General features: G+C 60.1%; 17 protein-coding genes. 9 read left to right on the forward strand and 8 right to left on the reverse strand.

Annotated elements, in window-relative coordinates:
• Positions 1–2: 2 nt before the first annotated feature.
• The 5 genes from ACEN8Z_RS00150 to ACEN8Z_RS00170 form a co-directional block, all read right to left on the reverse strand.
• Positions 3–1250 carry an ABC transporter permease gene (locus ACEN8Z_RS00150; protein ID WP_108216892.1) on the reverse strand — a complete coding sequence of 416 codons (1248 nt, stop codon included), beginning with the start codon at positions 1248–1250 and terminating at the stop codon, positions 3–5.
• A gap of 182 nt (positions 1251–1432) precedes the next feature.
• Positions 1433–2476: a polyamine ABC transporter substrate-binding protein gene (locus ACEN8Z_RS00155; protein ID WP_007993220.1), complete on the reverse strand. Its 1044-nt coding sequence runs from the start codon at positions 2474–2476 to the stop codon at positions 1433–1435.
• A gap of 48 nt (positions 2477–2524) precedes the next feature.
• Positions 2525–3649 carry an ABC transporter ATP-binding protein gene (locus ACEN8Z_RS00160; RefSeq protein WP_007993218.1) on the reverse strand — a complete coding sequence of 375 codons (1125 nt, stop codon included), beginning with the start codon at positions 3647–3649 and terminating at the stop codon, positions 2525–2527.
• A 343-nt stretch (positions 3650–3992) separates the two neighbouring features.
• On the reverse strand, positions 3993–4646 hold the full coding sequence (locus tag ACEN8Z_RS00165) for a response regulator (RefSeq protein WP_007993216.1): 654 nt from the start codon (positions 4644–4646) through the stop codon (positions 3993–3995).
• Between the two features lie 101 nt (positions 4647–4747).
• Positions 4748–7144: a PAS domain-containing sensor histidine kinase gene (locus ACEN8Z_RS00170; RefSeq protein ID WP_495596410.1), complete on the reverse strand. Its 2397-nt coding sequence runs from the start codon at positions 7142–7144 to the stop codon at positions 4748–4750.
• A gap of 73 nt (positions 7145–7217) precedes the next feature.
• Between ACEN8Z_RS00170 and ACEN8Z_RS00175 the strand changes: the two genes are divergently transcribed.
• The gene (locus ACEN8Z_RS00175) at positions 7218–8207 is read left to right on the forward strand and encodes an alpha/beta hydrolase family protein (RefSeq protein WP_495596411.1); all 990 of its coding nucleotides are present in this window, start codon (positions 7218–7220) and stop codon (positions 8205–8207) included.
• 137 nt (positions 8208–8344) lie between these two features.
• Here the strand turns inward: ACEN8Z_RS00175 and ACEN8Z_RS00180 are convergent, their stop codons facing one another.
• The 3 genes from ACEN8Z_RS00180 to ACEN8Z_RS00190 are packed head-to-tail and all read right to left on the reverse strand — an operon-like array spanning position 8345 to position 10801.
• A complete protein-coding gene (locus tag ACEN8Z_RS00180; RefSeq protein WP_495596412.1) occupies positions 8345–9112 on the reverse strand; it encodes a TerB family tellurite resistance protein in 768 nt (255 codons plus the stop codon).
• Position 9113: 1 nt separating this feature from the next.
• Positions 9114–9785 carry an N-acetylmuramate alpha-1-phosphate uridylyltransferase MurU gene (gene murU, locus ACEN8Z_RS00185; protein WP_108231618.1) on the reverse strand — a complete coding sequence of 224 codons (672 nt, stop codon included), beginning with the start codon at positions 9783–9785 and terminating at the stop codon, positions 9114–9116.
• Positions 9782–10801, reverse strand: coding sequence for an aminoglycoside phosphotransferase family protein (locus ACEN8Z_RS00190; RefSeq protein WP_495596413.1), 1020 nt, complete (start codon positions 10799–10801; stop codon positions 9782–9784). Before ACEN8Z_RS00190 ends, murU begins: the two co-directional genes overlap by 4 nt.
• 130 nt (positions 10802–10931) lie before the next feature.
• Here ACEN8Z_RS00190 and ACEN8Z_RS00195 point away from each other — a divergent pair, with 130 nt between their 5' ends.
• The 8 genes from ACEN8Z_RS00195 (at position 10932) to ACEN8Z_RS00230 (ending at position 20803) form a co-directional block, all read left to right on the forward strand.
• The gene (locus tag ACEN8Z_RS00195; RefSeq protein WP_495596414.1) at positions 10932–13742 is read left to right on the forward strand and encodes an LPS-assembly protein LptD; all 2811 of its coding nucleotides are present in this window, start codon (positions 10932–10934) and stop codon (positions 13740–13742) included.
• Entirely contained in the window at positions 13723–15039 is a 1317-nt protein-coding gene (gene surA, locus ACEN8Z_RS00200; protein WP_033051862.1) for a peptidylprolyl isomerase SurA, read from the forward strand. The genes ACEN8Z_RS00195 and surA overlap by 20 nt, the downstream gene beginning before the upstream one ends.
• A complete protein-coding gene (gene pdxA, locus ACEN8Z_RS00205) occupies positions 15036–16025 on the forward strand; it encodes a 4-hydroxythreonine-4-phosphate dehydrogenase PdxA (RefSeq protein WP_495596415.1) in 990 nt (329 codons plus the stop codon). Before surA ends, pdxA begins: the two co-directional genes overlap by 4 nt.
• Positions 16022–16840 carry a 16S rRNA (adenine(1518)-N(6)/adenine(1519)-N(6))-dimethyltransferase RsmA gene (gene rsmA / locus ACEN8Z_RS00210; RefSeq protein ID WP_495596416.1) on the forward strand — a complete coding sequence of 273 codons (819 nt, stop codon included), beginning with the start codon at positions 16022–16024 and terminating at the stop codon, positions 16838–16840. The genes pdxA and rsmA overlap by 4 nt, the downstream gene beginning before the upstream one ends.
• A 115-nt stretch (positions 16841–16955) precedes the next feature.
• Entirely contained in the window at positions 16956–17336 is a 381-nt protein-coding gene (gene apaG, locus ACEN8Z_RS00215) for a Co2+/Mg2+ efflux facilitator ApaG/CorD (protein WP_495596417.1), read from the forward strand.
• A complete protein-coding gene (locus tag ACEN8Z_RS00220; RefSeq protein WP_007993205.1) occupies positions 17336–18220 on the forward strand; it encodes a symmetrical bis(5'-nucleosyl)-tetraphosphatase in 885 nt (294 codons plus the stop codon). Before apaG ends, ACEN8Z_RS00220 begins: the two co-directional genes overlap by 1 nt.
• 33 nt (positions 18221–18253) lie before the next feature.
• On the forward strand, positions 18254–18583 hold the full coding sequence (glpE, locus tag ACEN8Z_RS00225) for a thiosulfate sulfurtransferase GlpE (protein ID WP_495596418.1): 330 nt from the start codon (positions 18254–18256) through the stop codon (positions 18581–18583).
• 297 nt (positions 18584–18880) lie between these two features.
• Positions 18881–20803, forward strand: coding sequence for a PrkA family serine protein kinase (locus tag ACEN8Z_RS00230; protein ID WP_007993203.1), 1923 nt, complete (start codon positions 18881–18883; stop codon positions 20801–20803).
• Positions 20804–20956 lie beyond the last annotated feature (153 nt).

Here is a 20956-nt window from a genome sequence, read left to right on the forward strand (position 1 = left end):
CCTTAGCTCAGGCGCAGGCGGCTCGCGCCCACCAGCCAGCTGTAAATCAGATAAAGCACGACCGTCGCGAGCAACAGCAGCCCACCGAGTGCGGTCGCCATGCCCCAGTTGATACTGGTATTGGTGTAGAAGGCGACGAAGTAGCTGACCATTTGATCGTTCGGGCTGCCCAGCAATGCCGGGGTGATGTAGTAGCCGATGGCGAGGATGAACACCAACAGGCAACCGGCGCCGACACCGGCATAGGTCTGCGGGAAGTACACCCGCCAGAAGCTGGCGAACGGATGGCAGCCGAGGGAAATCGCAGCACGCATGTAGGTCGGCGAGATGCCTTTCATCACGCTATAGATCGGCAAGATCATGAACGGCAGCAGAATGTGCACCATCGAGATGTAGACACCGACACGGTTGAACACCAACTCGATCGGCTTGTCGATGATGCCCATGGCCATCAGGCCGCTGTTGATCAGGCCACCCGATTGCAGCAACACGATCCACGCCGCGACCCGTACCAGGATCGACGTCCAGAACGGCAACAGCACCAGAATCATCAGCAGGTTGCTCTGGCGCGAAGGCAGGTTCGCCAACAGGTAAGCCAGGGGATACGCCAGCACCAGGCAAATCACGGTGATGATCAGGCCCATCCAGAAGGTGCGGGCGAAGATGTCGAGGTAGATCGCCTGATCCGGGGTGGCCGGGGCGATTTCGCCGAGGTCGTCGATGCGATGATCGACAGCCGCCAGCAGGTAATAAGGGGTGATGCTGCTGGTGTTGCGGCGTACCGCTTGCCAGTAGGCCGGGTCGCCCCAACGCTCATCGAGGCCTTCCAGCGCTTCTTTATAGGAAGCCGGCTCAGTGGCGAGCGGCAAGGCACGGGCAGTTTTGGTCAGCAGGCTGCGGTAGCCGGCCAGTTCCATGTTCAGGCGTTTGGACAGATCGCCCAGGGTCTGATTCTTGCGCGCGTCGGCGAGGTCTTCGGCCGCCGCTTTGTAAACCGGTTCAGCGGGCAGGCCGCGACCGTCCCAACTGGCGATGGCCGTCACGGTGCGCGGCATGCCGCCGACCACCTCCGGGTTGCCAACGCTTTTGTAGAGCAGCGCCACGATCGGCACCAGGAACACCAGCAACAGAAACAGCACCAACGGTGCGATCAACGCCTGGGCCTTCCAGCGGTTGACCCGCTCGGCGTGCTTGAGCCGCTGCTTCAAGGTGGGGCTGGTGCCCTCGTTCAGGGGAACGGCGATAGCCATGACGTACTCCGGGAATCTTTGATCGTTACAGAGGCGGAGAACCACCTCTGTTGTGTTGAAACACCGCAACCTGTGGGAGCGAGCTTGCTCGCGATGAGGCCATCACATTCAACATCTATGTTGATTGACCCACCGCTTTCGCGAGCAAGCTCGCTCCTACAGCGTAAGCCCGCGGTGCGGTCTTACTTGGCAGCCCAGGCGTTGAAGCGCTGTTCCAGTTGTTCGCCGTTGTCAGCCCAGAAGCTGACGTCGATCTGTACCTGGTTGGCGATGTTTTCCGGGGTGGTCGGCATGTCTTTCAGGACATCCTTGGCCAGCAACGGTACGGCTTGGGTGTTGGCCGGGCCGTAGGCGATGTTTTCCGAGTAGGTTTTCTGCTGCTGTGGCTGTACCGAGTAGGCGATGAATTTCTTCGCCGCTTCTGCACGCTTGGCATCCAGGCCTTTCGGAATGGCCCATGCGTCGAAGTCGTAGATACCGCCGTTCCACACGACTTTCAGGTTGCTTTCTTTTTGTACGGCAGCGATCCGGCCGTTGTAGGCCGAACTCATGACCACGTCACCGGAAGCGAGGTATTGCGGCGGTTGTGCGCCGGCTTCCCACCACTGGATGTTCGGCTTGAGTTCATCGAGCTTCTTGAACGCGCGGTCCTGACCGTCTTTGCCGGCCAGCACTTTGTAGACGTCTTTCGGCGCAACGCCGTCGGCCATCAGTGCGAATTCCAGGGTGTACTTGGCGCCTTTACGCAGGCCACGCTTGCCCGGGAACTGCTTGGTGTCCCAGAAATCCACCCAGCTGGTCGGTGCGGATTTCAGTTTGTCGGCGTTGTAGGCCAGCACGGTCGACCACACGAAGAAACCCACGCCGCAAGGCTGGATGGCGCCCTTGACGTAGTCTTCGGTCTTGCCGAACAACTTCGGATCAAGTTGTTCGAACATGTCTTCGTCGCAACCACGGGACAGTTCCGGCGATTCAACCTCTACCAGATCCCACGACACGCTCTTGGTGTCGACCATGGCCTTGACCTTGGCCATTTCGCCGTTGTACTCGCCGGCCACGATCTTGCCGTTACCTGCCGCTTCCCACGGTGCGTAGAAGGCTTTGACCTGAGCCGCCTTGTTCGCCCCGCCAAAGGACACCACGGTCAGGTCCGGGCCGGCCGCCATCGCGTGCGCCGCGCCCATCATGCCCAGTGCCAAAGCGGTGAATTTCAGGGATCTCAACATTTATTGTTCTCTCCACGTGCAGGGTTGGTGTTGGTATTGCCCGGGCGATCAGTTCGCCTCTAAAAGAGGGTCGAGCGCACGAACGTGCTCGACCTGCCAGCCAAGCGGTACCACGTCGCCGACGGCGAGCGAGGGATCAAGCTCGGCAATCGGTTGTTTCACGAAGAAGTCGGTCTTGCCGCAGACTTCCATGCGAACCCGGACGTGGTCGCCCAGATAGATGAATTCCTCGACTCGCCCCGAGAAGCGGTTGATGCATTGGTCGCTGGAGCCATTGAGGCTCACTCGCTCCGGGCGAATGGACAGGGTCACCGGCTCGCCGGTCTTGCCGACATTCACCGCCAGCGCTTCAACTTTTTCACCACGCCCCAGTTCGACTACACAGCGGTCGCCGGTCTGACTGTGCAGTCGGCCATTGAGGCGGTTGTTCTCGCCGATGAAGTTGGCGACGAAGGTGTTTTTCGGCTCTTCGTAGAGGGTGCGCGGCGGCGCGATCTGCTGGATTTCGCCCTGATGGAACACCGCCACACGGTCGGACATGGTCAAGGCTTCGCCCTGATCGTGGGTCACGTAGACCACGGTTACGCCCAGGCGCTGGTGCAGGTGCTTGATTTCCATCTGCATGTGTTCACGCAGTTGCTTGTCGAGTGCGCCGAGGGGTTCGTCCATCAGCACCAGTTGCGGTTCGAACACCAGCGCCCGGGCCAATGCCACACGCTGTTGCTGACCGCCGGAAAGCTGCGCCGGGTAACGCTGGGCGAACGCATCGAGCTGGACCATGCTCAGCACGCGCTTGACCCGGGCACTGACGTCGCTCTTGTTCATGCCGCGTACGGTCAGCGGGAACGCCAGGTTCTCAGCCACCGTCATGTGCGGGAACAACGCGTAGTTCTGGAACACCATGCCGATGTCGCGCTTGTGCGGCGGCACGTTGTTGATGGCGCGCCCCGCCAACAGGATTTCGCCCGCGGTCGGGGTTTCGAAACCGGCGAGCATCATCAGGCTGGTGGTCTTGCCAGAGCCGGACGGCCCGAGCAACGTGAGGAATTCGCCTTTGCGAATGTCCAGGTTGAGGTCTTTGACGATCAGGTTCTCGCCGTCGTAGCTCTTCTGCACTCCACGGAAGCTGACCAGAACATCATTGGCCCCTGCGCTTGAATCGACCTGGCTCATACCCACACCTTTGTTATTGATGACTGCTGTGGGATTAAGCCTAGTGGACGCTGAGGGTCACGCAAATCGGGGCGCAAGAGAGATTCGCCTCAGCCGGATGGAAGGCTGGGGGTAGGGATTGCCCTACAAGGATGGCGCGTTTTGGCAAGCACAGCGGCGAGCGCTCAGTTGCAGGCCGCAAGAACAAGCCAATGCGGTTTTGAACAGTGTCGCAAATCGGTATGCCACCACCGGACTTGTGGGAGCGGGCTTGCTCGCGAAAGCGGTGTATCAGGCCCGGATATGTCGACTGACACACCGCTTTCGCGAGCAAGCCCGCTCCCACATTGGACAGTGGTGTGCTTTAGAGGAGCTTGTGTTCCATCGCGTACTTCACCAGTTCCGCCAGCGAGGTGATGTTGAGCTTTTGCATCAGCCGCGCCTTGTGGGTGCTGATGGTCTTGCTGCTCAGCGCCAGTTGCTGGGCGATGTCGTTGACGTTGGCGCCCTGGGCCAGGCGTTCGAACACGGAAAATTCGCGTTCGGAGAGCAACGAGTGCAATGGACGCGAGTCGGTCAGGCCGACCTCGAAAACCATGCGGTCGGCCAGTTCCGGGTCGATGTAACGTCCGCCTGACGCCACTTTGCGTATGGCCGTCAGTAACAGCGCGGGGTCGCTGTCCTTGGTCGCATAACCGGCAGCGCCAACCTTCAGCGCCCGGGCGGCCATCTGCGCTTCATCGTGCATCGACAACACCAGGATCGCCGGTGGATTGTTCAGGGCGCGAATCCGCGGAATGGCTTCCAGGCCATTAACACCCGGCATGGAGATGTCCAGCAGCACCACTTCGCAGGGCACATGACGCAAGGTATCGAGCAACTGCTCGCCATTGCTCGCCTCCCCCACCACCAACAAGTCCTTGGCCAGGCCGATCAATTGCTTGATGCCTTCGCGAACAATGGTGTGGTCTTCGGCTACCAGTACACGAATCACGTTCTTCTCCAGATTCAGGATCATTCGCGAGCAAGCCCGCTCCCACGTTGGATTTGAGTATTTACACAAAACTTTGTGGGAGCGGGCTTGCCCGCGAAGGCGTCAGTACAGACAACATTAAATAATCAGGCCCCATCCAATGGCACTCGCACACTCAGCGTCGTGCCTTCACCCGGCTCACTCTCAAGGGATAACTCACCGCCCATGATCAACACCCGCTCACGCATTCCGACGATCCCAAAGGACGTTGGCCTGCCAGGCGCAGCAACAAATCCTACGCCATCATCGGCGACCGTCAGACACAACTCGTCGCCTTCCAGCGCGAGTGTCAGTTCAACAGTATGCGCCTGGGCATGGCGCATGACATTGGTCAGCGCTTCCTGAAGGATCCGGAACAAGCCGATCGCCTTGGCATCACTGAGCACCGGCAAGTTGTCCGGCACCTGCACCAGGCACGGAATCTGCGTACGCGCCTCGAAACGCCGGGCCTGCCATTCGATGGCCGAGGCAATGCCGGCATCAAGAATCGGCGGGCGCAATGCGGTCGCGACGTCGCGAACCAACTGGAAGAGTTGAGCGATCAGGCGCTTCATGCTGCTCAGGCGCTCATGCAGACCGGGATCAAGTTGCGCGTAAGCCAGTTCGCACATGGAGGTTTCCAGCTTGAGCACGGTCAGCATCTGACCCAGTTCGTCGTGAACTTCCCGGGCGATGCGCGCTTTTTCTTCCTCGCGCACACTCTCCAGGTGCGCGGACAATTCACGCAGTTGCTCCCGGGAACTGGCCAGTTCCAGTTCGATGCGCTTGCTCTCGCTGATGTCCCAGACGATCCCGTCCCAGACATAGGCGCCGTCTTCCAGCTGACGGGTGATGGCCTTGATTTCCGCCCAGCGCTGCTCGCCCTGGCGCGTGAGGATTCGCCCCTGCCACGACCAGTCGCTGTCGGTGTCCAGCGCATGATCCTGGGTCTGGTGATAGCTAGCCTTGTCATCCGGATGCACGAGGCTGCGCAGGCCTTTATCGCGATGCGCCAGCGTGGCCGGCGAATAACCCACCAGGCTTTCGCTGCCTTCGCTGATGTAGGCAAAGTCGATCTGGCCCGTCACCGGCGCCCGCTCCAGCCGGAAAACCAGTCCCGGAACGTTGGCGGCGATGCCTTGCAGCCGCGCCTCGCTTTCCCGCAAGGCGGCCAGGGCGCGACGTCGCTCGGTGACGTCGTTGAGGTAAACCACCAGGTATTCGCCATCGCGAAAGCGCAGGAAGCTCAACGAGACATCGGCCGGCAGAATGCTGCCATCAGCGCGCACGCAATTGGCTTCGAAGCTTTGCGGGCCCTCTTCACTGGCCCGGGCACGCTTCCACAGGTTCAGCCAGCGGTCCATGTGCAGGCCGGGTTCGAAATCGATCAGTGGGCGATCGATGATCCCCCCGGCCGGATAGCCAAGCATGCTTTCCGCCGCGCGGTTGGCGTAGCGCACATGGCTGTCCCAGTTGACCCAGAGGATACCAACGGTGCTCTGGTCGATGGAAAACTGGGTGAGCCGCAAGGCCTCTTCGCTGGCGGCGCGCAAGGCAATGTCTTCCTGCGCGGCCAACAAGCGTTGCTCCAGGTTGTGCTGCTGGCGGCGCTGCCAGAACACGATGGCCATGCAACTCAACGCCAGCACGGCCAGCAACAGACAAAGGTTTTGCCAAAACCCCGGAGACTCGGTGAGGCGCGGATACTTGGGTTGCAGCCATTGATTGTGCAGTTGTTCCAGATCCTTGGCCGGGATCGCCCGCAATGCACTTTCGACGATGCCCGCCAGTTCCGGCTTGTCGCGGCGCGTGGCCACCCGCAGCAACTGTGGCAGGCCGACATCCCCCACCACCACCAACCCGGCGAACTCCGGTTCGACGGACAGGCGCCCCAGTTGCGCCTCATCGATCACCGCATAAGCCGCCTGCTGGCCAGTCAGTAATTGCAATGCCTGGCGTTCCATCGGTACGCCTTGCAGATTCAAGTGCGGATAGTTGCCGCGCAGGTAATCGGCAATGGCACTGGGCATGCGCACGGCGACGCGGGTCTGGCTGTCGAGTTTTTCCAGCTCGACCGTGCCGGCGCTTTTCTGGTCGCTGACCACCAGTTGCGGCACCCGCATGTAGGGGTCGGAAAACTGCCATAGGCGCAGTCCGCCGGGCGTCTGGGTCAGCCCCGGGGCAATGTCGATTTCACCCTCCCGGGCCGCGGCTTCCAATTGTTCAAGGTCGGAAAAATTGCGCCAGCTCAGTTCGACATTGAGGTTTTTTGCGAGCCACTTCATCAGCTCGACGTTCACCCCTGACAGGCGCTGCAAGCGGCGATCGTATTGCGCATAGGGTGCCTGTAACACCACGCCGACCCGCAACTCGCTTTGCTGCGCCAGCCAGTGCTGTTGTTTCGGTGACAGCTGGGCAACGTGCACCGGGGGCACGACTGCCGCCCAGCCCATCAAGGGAAACCACAAACAGCCGATAACCCACAGGCAGCGAAAACGCATCATTGAACTCTCACACACTGACAAATACTGACCAACCCATTAGGCTGCCGGAACAACTTCTGGCCTGGAATATCCGATGCCCCCTGTCTACCGCCTGGCACTGCCAGCATTGTGCCTGTCGTTGATCCTGCCTTGCGCTTTTTCCGTCGAGGCGGCCGACCCGGCGCCCGCCGCCAAGGAAAAAACCACCGAAGAAAAGCCACTCGAACGTCAGCCGCTGCCTGAACGTAGTCAGGAAGAAGCGACTGCACTTGAGCGAAAGATCCCGGCTCAGGAACAGCAACAACTGCAAGCGGGCACCGACACGTTTCTGGCTTTGTGGAAACCGGCCAACGCCGCCGACCCCAAAGGCGCGGTGATTATCATCCCGGCCGCCGGCGAAACCGTTGACTGGCCGCAAGCGGTCGGCCCTTTACGGCGCAAATTGCCGGATGCCGAGTGGAGCAGCCTGAGTATCACCTTGCCGGACCTGCAAAGCGATGCCATTGCGCCACGAATCGTGGAAGCGGCGCCGGCTCCCAAGGCCCCCGAAACCGGCAGTAAAGACTCGACCACCGCGGCCCCCATCGAACAGGTGGCCGCTGGCGAGGCCGATGTAGCCGACAAGGCCATCGCCGAGACCACCGAAGAACAGTCCAGGGCAGATGCCGAGCGCATCTTTGCCCGGATCGACGCCGCAATCGCGTTCGCCGAACAGCAAAGCGCTCGCAGTATCGTGGTGTTGGGGCATGGTTCCGGCGCCTATTGGGCCGCGCGCTACCTGAGCGAGAAGCAGCCATCGCAGGTCGAAAAACTGGTGATGATTGCCGCCCGGACACCTGTGGCGGCCGCGCCCGGGCTGGCAGAGCTGACTCCGACCCTGAAACTGCCGACCGCGGATATTTTCTACAAGGACAAGGCGCCGGATCGCAACGCAGCACTGGAACGCCTGCAGGCCAGCAAACGCCTGAAGTCGTCGGCATTCAGCCAGGTCGCACTCAAGGCGTTGCCGGATAGCAAGGCCGAACAGGAGCAACTGTTCCGGCGGGTGCGGGGCTGGTTGAATCCGCAGCCTGCGACAGACTGAAGGACCGAGTCGCCCTCATCGCGAGCAAGCTCGCTCCCACAGGATTAACGTCGCACACAACTTTTGTAATCGACATAAAACCTGTGGGAGCGAGCTTGCTCGCGATAGGGCCATAACAGACGACACAAATCTTCCTGTTAGCGAAAATCCCGCCGCTCCCGAATCAGCGTATAGGCGCTATGCAACTCACGCGTCCTCTCGGTGGCCTCACGCACCTGCAGCGCCGTCGCGCCACTGCCGGCAATCTTGTCCGGATGATGGCGACTGAGCAGGCGCCGATAGGCTCGCTTGATCTGCGCCGGCTCGCTGGTGGCCGACACGCCCAGAAGCCGCAAGGCATCCTGATAACTTGGCACGCTGTTGCCCAATGGCCGTTTCTGCGGCTCATAGTCATGGGCCAACGCTTGCACCTGGTGCGGCGTCCAGCCCAGCCACTTGCCCCATTGGCCGATCAACTCACGCTCACTGCGGCCGGCACGACCATCGGCCCATACCATGCGCCAGCAGGCGCGCAACACGCCTTCCGCCGCATGGGGCTGGGCACTCAGGCGACGCAGATAACCGCGTAACCGGTCGCGGTCCGACTTGCCGCGATTGAACGCGGCAATCGCACGACGCTGGGCCGGCTCGGACATTTCCAGCGAGCGCATTTCCGCCCGAGCCTGATCGATGTGCCCGGCCGTCACCTGGCCGTCGCACTTGGCCAGACGCCCCAACAAGACAAACAGCAATTCATCGTTACGCAGCACCGGACGGCCGCCCAGCTTTTCCCGCAAGTGCCCCCAGCTCTGCAAGTGCAGGCGCCGGTCCAGCGCCTGCCCCAACAATGCACCAAGCATGGCCCCCGGAAGACTGGCTATGGCAAAACCTGCCCCGGCTCCAATCAGAGTCCCTGGCCACAGCATGTCAGCGGCTCGCTTCTATTAATGATTCAACTTCGGCCAGACGCTCGTGAGTGCCGACATCAACCCAGTGCCCCTTCAATGGCTCGCCGGTCACTTGCCCGTCAGCCATGGCTTTGCGCAACAGCGGCGCGAGCTTGAAGGCCCCCGCGGTGCAACCGTCGAACAACTGCGGATGCAACACGGCGATGCCGCTGTAGGTCAGGGTGGCAGCTTCCGGCTGACCGTCGCGCACCAGGGTTCCGACCAGGCTGAAGTCCCCGGCCGGATGATGGGGTGGGTTGTTCGCCAGCACCAGATGCGCCAGGCCATTGATGGGCTGATGCAGCACGCTGAAGTCGTAATCGGTCCAGATGTCGCCGTTGACTACGACAAATGCTTCATCCCCCAGCAACGGCAACGCGCGGAAAATCCCACCGCCGGTTTCCAGGGGCTCGCCTTCCGCCGAGTACTGAATGCTCACGCCATAGCGCGAACCATCGCCCAGATAGTCTTCGATCTGCTGACCGAGCCAGGCGTGATTGATCACGATGTCGGTGAATCCGGCGGCGGCCAGCGCTCGTAGGTGATATTCGATCAGCGGGACTCCGCCTGCACGAACCAGCGGTTTTGGCGTGGTCAGGGTCAGCGGGCGCATGCGCTCGCCTTTGCCCGCGGCCAGAATCATTGCCTTCATGCTGTCACTCCGGCACGCAGACTGGCCAGCAACACATCCAGCCCGGCCAGTTCAGGACGGCGCTCGATCACGGCATCTATATAGGCAAAGAAACGCGGCACATCACCCAGATAACGCGGCTTGCCGTCACGATGGCAGATACGGGCGAAAATGCCGATGACTTTCAGGTGACGTTGCACCCCCATCAAATCGCTGGCACGCAGGAAATCCTCGAACTCGGGCTGAACCGGAATACCGAGGGCGCCCGCTTGCTGCCAGTAGCTTTCGAGCCAGCCGTGCACGCGCTCTTGCGGCCAGCTGAGAAATGCGTCCTTGAACAGGCAGGTCACGTCGTAGGTCACCGGGCCATACACCGCATCCTGGAAATCCAGCACGCCGGGGTTGGGTTCGCTGAGCATCAGGTTGCGCGGCATGTAGTCACGATGCACCAGGACTTTTGGCTGTGCCAGGGCGCTGTCGATCAGCAGATCGCTGACCTGCTGCCAGAGCACTTGCTGGGCCGGGTCGAATTCGATGCCCAATTCGCGCTTCACGTACCACTCGGGGAACAGTTCCAGCTCACGACGCAGCAATGCCACGTCATAGCTCGGCAGAGGCGCAACCATCGGCAACTGCTGGAAAGCCAGCAACGCTTGCAGGGCATCCTTGAACAAATCGTCGGCGTTTTCGCTGTCGATGACGTCCAGATAGGTCTTGTTGCCCAGGTCATTGAGCAAAAGAAAACCGCGCTCGAGGTCTTCGGCATAAATTTTCGGCACATTTATTCCGGATTTCGCCAGCAAAAAGGCGATATCCACGAAGGGTTTACAGTTTTCCTGGGGCGGGGGGGCGTCCATCACGATGAAACTTTTACCGTCGCCTTCCCAGCGGAAATACCGCCGGAAACTCGCGTCGCTGCTGGCCGCAGTCAACGTGGCCGGGGGTACGACACCCCAATCCTGCTCGGCAAAAAGGGTCGCCAATTGTTCATCGAGCCAAACTTTCAGGTGTTGCAAGCGTACATCTTGATCAGGCATTGCAAGGGTCTCCGACGGCGCTAGCCGTCAAGCGGGTCATGCTTTATTATCCAGCATCTTTTTCAGACCATCGAGAGGCGTGCGGCCCACACCGCGGGCAGATGGCACGCAGGAAGCCCGGACTAATAAGATGGCATTGAAATCCCCCGCGTTTCGTAAAAAATTTCCGTTGTTGGTTACCGGCAGTTTGCTGGCGCTGCAACCCCTTGCCACTTCCTACGTGGTCGCCGCGGAACAGTTTGACTGTTCAGTCTCTGCTTCGGGTTCCTGGGACTGTGCACCAAAGTCGCCGGCGGCTGCATTGCCACCGCGTCCCGTCCATGACGGCAGCGCTGTTTCCGCCACCGGCGAAGCCCCGGCCGAGAACGGTTCCAGCGAAGACGCTGGCGCCAAGCCGGTACTGGTCACCGAATCCAAAGGCCGTGGCCTGAAGTCACGTAGCGCAGACTATAGTCACCTCGACTGGGTTCCGCGCGAACAGCTCACTGCCGCACAATTGGCCGAAACCGGTCCTTATTGCTCTGGTTCCTATATCGAACCGATTCGTCCTGGCATGAATGACAAGACGAATAAAAGTGACGCTCCAACCTTCATCGGCGCAAAAGCCTCCCGCTATAAGCAGGATGAGCAGGTCGCGACCCTGGCCGGCGACGTTGTCATGCGTCAGGGCAGCATGCAGGTCGAAGCCGACGAAGCCAACCTGTACCAGGCCGAAAGCCGTGGCGACCTGAACGGCAACGTGCGCATTCGCGACAACGGCGCACTGATCGTTGGCGACCACGCCGACGTACAGCTCGACACCGGTGAAGCCAAGGTCGACAACGCCGAATACGTGATGCACAAATCCCGCGTTCGCGGTAATGCGCTGTACGCCAAACGTGCCGAGAACGCGATCATCCGCCTCAAGGATGGTACGTACACCACGTGCGAACCGAACAGCAACGCCTGGCAGCTCAGGGGCAATAACATCACCCTGAACCCGGCCACCGGTTTCGGTACAGCGACCAACGTGACTCTGCGGGTCAAGGACATTCCGGTCCTGTACACGCCGTACATCTATTTCCCGATCGACGACCGTCGCCAGTCCGGCTTCCTGCCGCCGTCCATCGGCACCGGCAGCGATACCGGCTTCATGCTGGTCACCCCGTACTACTTCAACCTGGCGCCGAACTACGATGCCACGTTGTACCCGCGCTACATGGAAAAACACGGCTTGTTGATGGAAGGCGAATTCCGCTACCTGACCAAGACCAGCGAAGGCCAGTTCGGTGCGGCGTACCTCAACGACGAAAGCAACGAACGCGACAAGCAGTCCGACGCCGAGAAAACCCGCTACATGTACAACTGGCAGCACAAGGGTGGTCTCGACTCGCGGGTATTCACGCAAGTCGACTACACCAAGATCAGCGATCCGTATTACTTCCAGGATCTGCAGACCGACCAGATCGGTGTGAAAAGCAACGACTACGTGAACCAGCAGGGTTCCGTCACCTATCGTGGCGACAGCTATACTGCTCGGGTGAACGCCCAGGCATACGAACTGGCGAGCGTATCGAACATTACGCCCTACGACCGCCTGCCGCAGCTCACCCTCGACGGTATGCTGCCCTATCATCCGGAAGGCCTGGATTTCACATACAACACCGAACTGGTACGGTTTGACCGGGATCTGCAGACCGGCAACTACTCCGACGAAGACGGTAATGTGACGCCCCGTATTGATAACAACATTCAAGGTCTGGCTCGCGCCACTGGCGACCGCCTGAATCTCGCGCCCGCCATGAGCCTGCCGATGAATACGACGTACGGCTTCCTGACACCGAAGCTCAAATACCAGTACACCCAGTACCAATTGGACCTGGACAGTATCGGCAAAAGTCAAATCGTGACTCAGGATCAAGCCGCGGCTGCAGCCGGGACTAAGAATTTCAACGGTAATTTTGACAGCAACCAGAACCGCGGCGTGCCGATTGCCAGCATCGACAGCGGTCTGTACTTCGATCGAAATACCCAGTATTTCGGCAAGAACTACCGCCAGACTCTCGAGCCGCGCCTGTTCTACCTGTACGTGCCTGAGGTCGACCAGGAAGACATCCCGGTATTCGATACCAGCGAATACACCTTCAACTATGCGTCACTGTTCCGGGACAACCGTTTCTCCGGTTCCGACCGTGTCGGTGACGAGAACAAACTGTCCCTGGGCGTGACCAGCCGCTGGATCGAAGACAACGGTTTCGAGCGTCAACGCATCAGTGTCGGCCAGGCCTTGTACTTCAAGGACCGCGAAGTACAGTTGCCGGGCATCAACCCACAAACCCGCGCCGATGCACATTCGAATGTTTCGCCTTATGCGCTGGAATACGAATATCGCTGGAATCGCGACTGGCGCACCACGGCCGACTACAACTGGGACCCGGACAGCCGCAGCCCTCGTTCGGGCAGTGCGATGTTCCACTACCAGCCTGAAGACAACCCGAACAAGGTGGTCAACGTCGGCTATCGCTATCGTAACGACCAGGTGATCTACAACCAGAACACCGGTCAATGGCAGTTCGGCGGTGACTACGGCACCCCTGGCCAGCCTGGCTTCGTGAAGGATTACTACAAGATCAAACAGCACGACTTCTCGGTGATCTGGCCGATCGTGCCGCAATGGAGCGCTATCAGCCGTTGGCAGTATGACTACAACCGCAGCCGTACCCTGGAAGCCTTCGGTGGTTTCGAGTACGACAGCTGCTGCTGGAAACTACGCCTGATCAACCGTTACTTCGTTGATTACGACGAGTTCAGCCAACAAGCACCGCAAAACGAAAAAGGCGACCATGGCGTCTTCCTCCAAATTGTTCTGAAGGGACTCGGCGGCCTCACCGGCGCCAAGGCAGAGAGCTTCCTCGACAAAGGCATTCAAGGTTATCGTGAACGTGAAGACCAAGCTTTCTGATTGTCTGCGCCCGCTGATGCTGGGCGCGCTGTTCCTGAGTACGGCGGCAAGCGCTGCAGTGCAGTCCATCGATAAAGTGGTGGCCATCGTCGACAACGACGTGGTCATGCAGAGCCAACTGGACCAACGCGTTCATGACGTTCAGCAAACCATTGCCAAGCGTGGTTCTGCCGTGCCGCCGGCCAGCGTGCTGGAGCAGCAGGTACTGGAGCGCCTGATCGTCGAAAACCTGCAATTGCAGATTGGCGAACGCTCCGGCATCCGCATTACCGATGAAGAGTTGAACCAGGCTGTCGGCACCATTGCCCAGCGCAACAACATGTCGGTCGAGCAGTTCCGCGCCGCCCTGACTCGCGACGGCCTGTCTTACGACGACGCGCGTGAGCAGATTCGTCGCGAAATGGTCATCAGCCGCGTGCGCCAGCGTCGGGTTGCCGAACGCATTCAGGTCTCCGAGCAGGAAGTGAAGAACTTCCTGGCTTCCGACCTGGGCAAAATGCAGCTGTCCGAAGAGTTCCACCTGGCCAACATCCTGATTCCTACGCCGGAAAGCGCCAACTCCGACGCAATTCAGAATGCAGCCAAACAGGCTGATGCGATTTACCAGCAACTCAAGCAAGGCGCCGACTTCGGTCAGTTGGCCATCGCCAAGTCCGCCAGCGAAACCGCACTGGAAGGTGGTGACATGGGCTGGCGTAAAGCCGCTCAATTGCCACCGCCATTCGATCGCCTGCTGAGCACCATGCCGGTGGGTGATATCACCCAGCCAATGCGCACGCCGGGCGGTTTCATCATCCTGAAGATCCTCGCCAAGCGTGGCGGCGAGACCCAGATGCGCGATGAAGTGCATGTGCGCCACATTCTGGTCAAACCAAGCCCGATCCGCGACGAAGCGAAAACCAAGGCCCTGGCCCAGTCGCTCTACAGCCGTATCGAGGCTGGCGAAGACTTCGGCGAGCTGGCAAAAAGCTACTCGGAAGACCCCGGTTCCGCCCTCAACGGCGGCGACCTGAACTGGATCGACCCGAGCGCGCTGGTGCCCGAGTTCCGTGAAGTGATGGCCAAGACCCCACAAGGTCAGCTGTCCAAGCCGTTCCAGACTCAATACGGCTGGCACGTTCTGGAAGTCCTTGGTCGTCGCGCCACCGACAGCACCACACAGGCTCGCGAGCAGCAAGCAATGACCGTACTGCGTAACCGCAAATACGACGAAGAGCTGCAAACCTGGCTGCGTCAGATCCGTGACGAAGCGTACGTGGAAATCAAACTCCCTGGCGCCGACCAGGCAGCGCAGTGAAACCTCAACGTTTCGCGCTGACACCCGGTGAACCGGCCGGCATAGGTCCCGACCTGTGCCTGCTGCTCGCCTCGCAAGCCCAGCCCCACCCCCTGATTGCCATTACCAGCCGCGACCTGCTCATTGAGCGGGCCGCGCAACTGGGCGTGGCTGTCGACTTGCTGCCGGTCACACCGGACAACTGGCCGGATGCGCCCGCGCCAGCCAATAGCCTGTATGTCTGGGATACACCACTCAATGCCAAGGTCGTTGCCGGGCAACTGGACAAGGCCAACGCTGCCTTCGTTCTGGAAACCCTGATCCGCGCTGGCCAGGGCTGCCTGGACGGACATTTCGCCGGCATGATTACCGCCCCGGTGCACAAGGGTGTGATCAATGAATCCGGCATCGCCTTTTCCGGGCACACGGAATTCCTCGCCGACCTGACCCATACCGCGCAAGTGGTGATGATGCTGGCCACACGCGGATTGCGCGTGGCACTGGTGACAACTCACCTTCCCCTTCGCGAGATTGCCGATGCAATCACGCCGGAGCGCCTGGAACGCGTCACGCGAATCCTGCACGCCGACCTGCAAAACAAATTCGGCATCGCCCGGCCACGTATCCTGGTCTGCGGGCTCAACCCCCATGCCGGTGAAGGCGGACACCTGGGCCATGAAGAAATCGATATCATCGAACCCACATTAGAGCGCCTGCGCGGCGAAGGCATGGACCTGCGTGGTCCCCTGCCCGCCGACACTCTGTTTACCCCCAAATATCTGGAGCACTGCGACGCAGTGCTGGCGATGTACCACGACCAGGGCCTGCCGGTGCTGAAGTACAAAGGCTTCGGCGCGGCAGTCAACGTCACCCTTGGCTTGCCGATCATCCGCACGTCGGTCGACCACGGCACCGCTCTGGATCTGGCCGGCAGTGGCAAGATCGACACCGGCAGCCTGCAAGTCGCCCTGGAAACCGCCTACCAGATGGCCGAGACCCGTTTATGACCGAGCAATACCAACACAAGGCGCGCAAACGCTTTGGCCAGAACTTCCTGCACGATGCCGGCGTTATCGACCGCATCCTGCGTTCCATTCGCGCCAAGGCAGAAGACCGCCTGCTGGAAATCGGCCCGGGCCAGGGCGCACTGACCCAAGGCCTGCTCAGCAGCGGCGCCCAACTCGATGTGGTGGAGCTGGACAAGGACCTGATCCCGATCCTCAACCAGCAGTTTGCCGACAAGAGCAACTTCAACCTGCATCAGGGCGATGCACTGAAGTTCGACTTCAACAGCCTGAATGCCGCGCCAGGCAGCCTGCGAGTGGTCGGCAACCTGCCGTACAACATCTCCACGCCGCTGATTTTTCACCTCCTGCACAACTCGCACCTGATTCGCGACATGCACTTCATGCTGCAAAAGGAAGTGGTCGAGCGCCTGGCTGCCGGCCCGGGTGGTGGTGACTGGGGCCGCTTGTCGATCATGGTTCAGTACCACTGCCGGGTCGAACATCTATTCAATGTCGGCCCGGGCGCATTCAACCCGCCGCCGAAAGTCGACTCGGCCATCGTGCGCCTGGTGCCCCACGCGGTGCTGCCGCACCCGGCCAAGGATCACCGCTTGCTGGAGCGCGTCGTGCGCGAAGCGTTCAACCAGCGCCGCAAAACCCTGCGCAACACCCTCAAGCTGCTGCTGAGCAATGCCGAAATCGAAGCCGCCGGCGTCGATGGCAGCCTGCGTCCCGAGCAACTCGACCTGGCCGCCTTCGTGCGCCTGGCCGACAAGCTCAGCGAGCAGGCGCCACAAAAGCCTGCCGCTGACTGACAGGCGATGAGCGCTATCGGGTAGGACGCCACTCTGGTCTACTACCCGATACTTGGCCTAGACTGAACCCCATCAGCTACGCCCCGCGTCCCGCTTCGTTTTTAAGGCCCCTTGCATGTCCGATCCTCGTTATCAGGTCGACGTCAGCGTCGTCACCCGCTATCTGGCAGAACAATCGCAACCCGAGCACGACCGCTTTGCCTTCGCCTACACCATCACCGTGCAAAACAATGGCCTGGTGCGCGCCAAATTGCTGTCTCGGCACTGGGTCATCACCGACGGTGACGGGCATGTCGAAGAAGTGCGCGGCGCAGGCGTGGTAGGCCAGCAACCGTTGATCGACCCCGGCAAGAGTCACACCTACAGCAGTGGCACAGTCATGACCACCAAGGTCGGCACCATGCAGGGCACCTATCAGATGCTTTCCGATGACGGCAAACATTTCGATGCCATCATCGCGCCCTTCCGCCTGGCGGTGCCCGGAGCCTTGCACTGATGGCAACGTACGCGGTCGGCGACTTGCAAGGCTGCCTTCAGGCCCTGCAATGCCTGCTCAAACAAGTGGCGTTCGACCCACAACGGGATCGTCTGTGGCTGGTGGGCGACCTGGTCAACCGCGGCCCGCAGTCGCTGGAAACCCTGCGCTTCCTCTATGGCATCCGCGAATCGCTGGTGTGTGTACTCGGCAACCATGACCTGCACCTGCTGGCGGCAGGACGCAACATCGAACGCCTGAAGAAGGCCGATACCCTGCGCGAAATCATTGAAGCGCCGGATAGCGCCGAGCTGCTCGAATGGGTACGCCAGCAAAAGCTCATGCACTACGACGAACAACGCAACGTGGCACTGGTCCATGCCGGCATTCCACCCCAGTGGTCGCTGCGCAAAGCCTTGAAGTGTGCTGCCGAAGTCGAGACCGCCTTGCGTGACGACAACCTGTTGCCGCCCTACCTCGATGGCATGTACGGCAACGATCCGGCGAAATGGGACAACGACCTCAAAGGCGTGACGCGCCTGCGGGTGATCACCAACTATTTCACCCGCATGCGTTTTTGCACCGCCGAAGGCAAACTCGACCTCAAGAGCAAGGAAGGTCTCGATACCGCACCACCTGGCTACAAGCCCTGGTTCCAGCACAAGGAACGCAAGACCAAAGGTCTGAAAATCCTCTTCGGTCACTGGGCTGCACTGGAAGGCAAGTGCGACGAGCCGGGTATCTCGGCCCTCGACACCGGTTGTGTCTGGGGCGGCGCCCTGACCCTGATGAACGTCGACAGCTTTGAGCGCCTGTCCTGCAAATGCGACGAACACGGCCATGTTGCCGTGCCGTCAGTCGCCTCATCCATTCCCCAAACATCACCAGCCAGCGCCCCGCGCTAGACTGCCCATTCAGCCGAGCCACAGGAGCCCGCCATGAGCGAATTCAAACGTATCCCCCCGGAACAGGCCCAAGCCCTGCGCGAACAAGGCGCCGTGGTGGTCGACGTCCGCGACCCGGCCACTTTTGCCGCCCTGCACATCGCAGACTCGAAGCATCTGGACAATCATTCACTGCACGCTTTCATCCAGGGTGCCGACCTCGACGCACCGACCGTGGTGGTCTGCTATCACGGCAATTCCAGCCAGGGCGCGGCCGCCTACCTGATCAGCCAGGGCTTCTCCGACGTCTACAGCATGGATGGCGGATTTGAGTTGTGGCGTACGACGTACCCTGCGGAAACGGCGCAAGGCACCTGCGAATAATTTTTTTGTAACGTTGCAAGCCCCGGCTCCTGCGGGCTGGCGCGGTGGCAGACGAACGGTCTGCCACAAACAATTACGTATCTCGCCTTTACCTGCCGAATTCCCAACTATCCTTAAGCGCAGGCCATCCAAAACAGGGGAGAGCCGGTACACCGGCGCACGGGTCATCGGGAGTAGCTTTCGGGGCGGTAAGCCTTGAGGGAGTTCTGGGGGGTAAACAGCAACCGCCTGTTCGGTTGCTGCCAGCATCGACTGAGTGATCCGGCGTCGGCTCCACGTATCGAGCGAGGTGACGTCATGAGTATCTTTAGCCACTTCCAACAACGCTTCGAGTCCACACGCCAGGAAGAACTCTCTCTGCAAGAGTACCTGGAGCTGTGCAAAAAGGACCGCAGCGCCTACGCTTCCGCCGCCGAGCGTCTGCTGCTGGCCATCGGAGAACCGGAGCTGCTCGACACCTCGACCAACTCGAGACTGTCGCGCATTTTTTCCAACAAGGTGATCCGCCGCTATCCGGCCTTTGAAGACTTCCACGGGATGGAAGAATGCATCGACCAGATCGTGTCGTATTTCCGTCACGCCGCTCAGGGTCTGGAAGAAAAGAAACAGATTCTCTACCTGCTCGGCCCCGTCGGTGGCGGTAAATCGTCCCTGGCCGAAAAGCTCAAACAACTGATGGAAAAAGTGCCCTTCTATGCGATCAAGGGCTCGCCGGTTTTCGAATCGCCCCTGGGTCTGTTCAACGCCACCGAAGATGGCGCGATCCTCGAGGAAGACTTCGGCATTCCACGGCGCTACCTCAACACCATCATGTCGCCATGGGCCACCAAACGCCTGGCCGAATTCGGCGGCGACATCAGCCAATTCCGCGTGGTCAAACTCTATCCGTCGATCCTCAACCAGATCGCCGTGGCCAAGACCGAACCGGGCGATGAAAACAACCAGGACATCTCGGCACTGGTGGGTAAGGTCGATATCCGCAAACTGGAAGAATTCCCACAGAACGACGCCGATGCCTACAGCTACTCGGGCGCACTGTGCCGGTCCAACCAGGGCCTGATGGAATTCGTCGAAATGTTCAAGGCACCGATCAAGGTGCTGCACCCACTGCTGACCGCCACCCAGGAAGGCAACTACAACAGTACCGAAGGCCTCGGCGCGATTCCGTTCACCGGAATCCTGTTGGCGCACTCCAACGAATCGGAATGGCATACCTTCCGCAACAACAAGAACAACGAAGCCTTCATCGACCGGATCTACATCGTCAAAGTGCCGTACTGCCTGCGGGTCAGTGACGAAGTGAAGATCTACGACAAGCTGCTGTTCAACAGCTCGCTGGCCAAGGCTCATTGTGCACCGGATACCCTGAAGATGCTGGCTCAGTTCACCGTGCTCTCGCGCCTCAAGGAGCCGGAAAACTCCAACATCTACTCGAAGATGCGCGTGTACGACGGCGAGAACCTCAAGGACACCGATCCTAAAGCCAAGTCGATCCAGGAATACCGCGACAACGCCGGTGTCGACGAAGGCATGAACGGTCTCTCCACCCGGTTCGCGTTCAAGATCCTGTCGAAGGTGTTCAACTTCGATCCGCACGAAATCGCCGCCAACCCGGTGCATTTGCTCTATGTGCTGGAACAACAGATCGAACAGGAACAGTTCCAGGCCGAGACCCGCGAACGCTATCTGCGCTTCCTCAAGGAATACCTGGCACCGCGCTACATCGAATTCATCGGCAAGGAGATCCAGACCGCTTACCTCGAGTCCTACAGCGAATACGGCCAGAACATCTTCGATCGTTATGTGCTGTACGCCGACTTCTGGATCCAGGACCAGGAATACCGCGATCCGGAAACCGGCGAAATCCTCAATCGCGTAGCGCTGAACGAGGAACTGGAGAAAATCGAAAAACCGGCCGGCATCAGCAATCCGAAGGATTTCCGCAACGAAATCGTCAACTTCGTCCTGCGCGCCCGGGCCAACAACAACGGCAAGAACCCGACCTGGCTCAGCTACGAAAAACTGCGGGTGGTCATCGAGAAGAAAATGTTCTCCAACACCGAGGACCTGCTGCCAGTCATCAGCTTCAATGCCAAGGCCAGCAAGGAGGACCAGCAAAAACACAACGACTTCGTGACACGGATGGTCGAGCGGGGCTACACCGACAAACAGGTACGACTGCTGTCCGAGTGGTACCTGCGGGTCAGAAAATCACAATAACCCGCGCCGGTCAGACCGGTTGTCGTCAGCCAGAGACCTGTGTACGCATTTTCTGTTACACAGGCCTCTGGAAGGTGTTCGAAAGTCGGTAGCGAGTTCAGGCAGCATCCAAAGCGCTTGGGGGAGCGTTCAATACCCCTCGGCTCTCGGTTC

The sequence above is a fragment of the Pseudomonas sp. Pseusp10 genome (assembly GCF_059492225.1).

Excerpts from the sequence above, each read along its gene's own strand:
- ACEN8Z_RS00150 (WP_108216892.1), bottom strand. The coding sequence starts at position 1,250 with ATGGCTATCGCCGTTCCCCTGAACGAGGGCACCAGCCCCACCTTGAAG.
- ACEN8Z_RS00155 (WP_007993220.1), bottom strand. The coding sequence starts at position 2,476 with ATGTTGAGATCCCTGAAATTCACCGCTTTGGCACTGGGCATGATGGGC.
- ACEN8Z_RS00160 (WP_007993218.1), bottom strand. The coding sequence starts at position 3,649 with ATGAGCCAGGTCGATTCAAGCGCAGGGGCCAATGATGTTCTGGTCAGC.
- ACEN8Z_RS00165 (WP_007993216.1), bottom strand. The coding sequence starts at position 4,646 with ATGATCCTGAATCTGGAGAAGAACGTGATTCGTGTACTGGTAGCCGAA.
- ACEN8Z_RS00170 (WP_495596410.1), bottom strand. The coding sequence starts at position 7,144 with ATGATGCGTTTTCGCTGCCTGTGGGTTATCGGCTGTTTGTGGTTTCCC.
- ACEN8Z_RS00175 (WP_495596411.1), top strand. The coding sequence starts at position 7,218 with ATGCCCCCTGTCTACCGCCTGGCACTGCCAGCATTGTGCCTGTCGTTG.
- ACEN8Z_RS00180 (WP_495596412.1), bottom strand. The coding sequence starts at position 9,112 with ATGCTGTGGCCAGGGACTCTGATTGGAGCCGGGGCAGGTTTTGCCATA.
- murU (WP_108231618.1), bottom strand. The coding sequence starts at position 9,785 with ATGAAGGCAATGATTCTGGCCGCGGGCAAAGGCGAGCGCATGCGCCCG.
- ACEN8Z_RS00190 (WP_495596413.1), bottom strand. The coding sequence starts at position 10,801 with ATGCCTGATCAAGATGTACGCTTGCAACACCTGAAAGTTTGGCTCGAT.
- ACEN8Z_RS00195 (WP_495596414.1), top strand. The coding sequence starts at position 10,932 with ATGGCATTGAAATCCCCCGCGTTTCGTAAAAAATTTCCGTTGTTGGTT.
- rsmA (WP_495596416.1), top strand. The coding sequence starts at position 16,022 with ATGACCGAGCAATACCAACACAAGGCGCGCAAACGCTTTGGCCAGAAC.
- apaG (WP_495596417.1), top strand. The coding sequence starts at position 16,956 with ATGTCCGATCCTCGTTATCAGGTCGACGTCAGCGTCGTCACCCGCTAT.
- ACEN8Z_RS00220 (WP_007993205.1), top strand. The coding sequence starts at position 17,336 with ATGGCAACGTACGCGGTCGGCGACTTGCAAGGCTGCCTTCAGGCCCTG.
- glpE (WP_495596418.1), top strand. The coding sequence starts at position 18,254 with ATGAGCGAATTCAAACGTATCCCCCCGGAACAGGCCCAAGCCCTGCGC.
- ACEN8Z_RS00230 (WP_007993203.1), top strand. The coding sequence starts at position 18,881 with ATGAGTATCTTTAGCCACTTCCAACAACGCTTCGAGTCCACACGCCAG.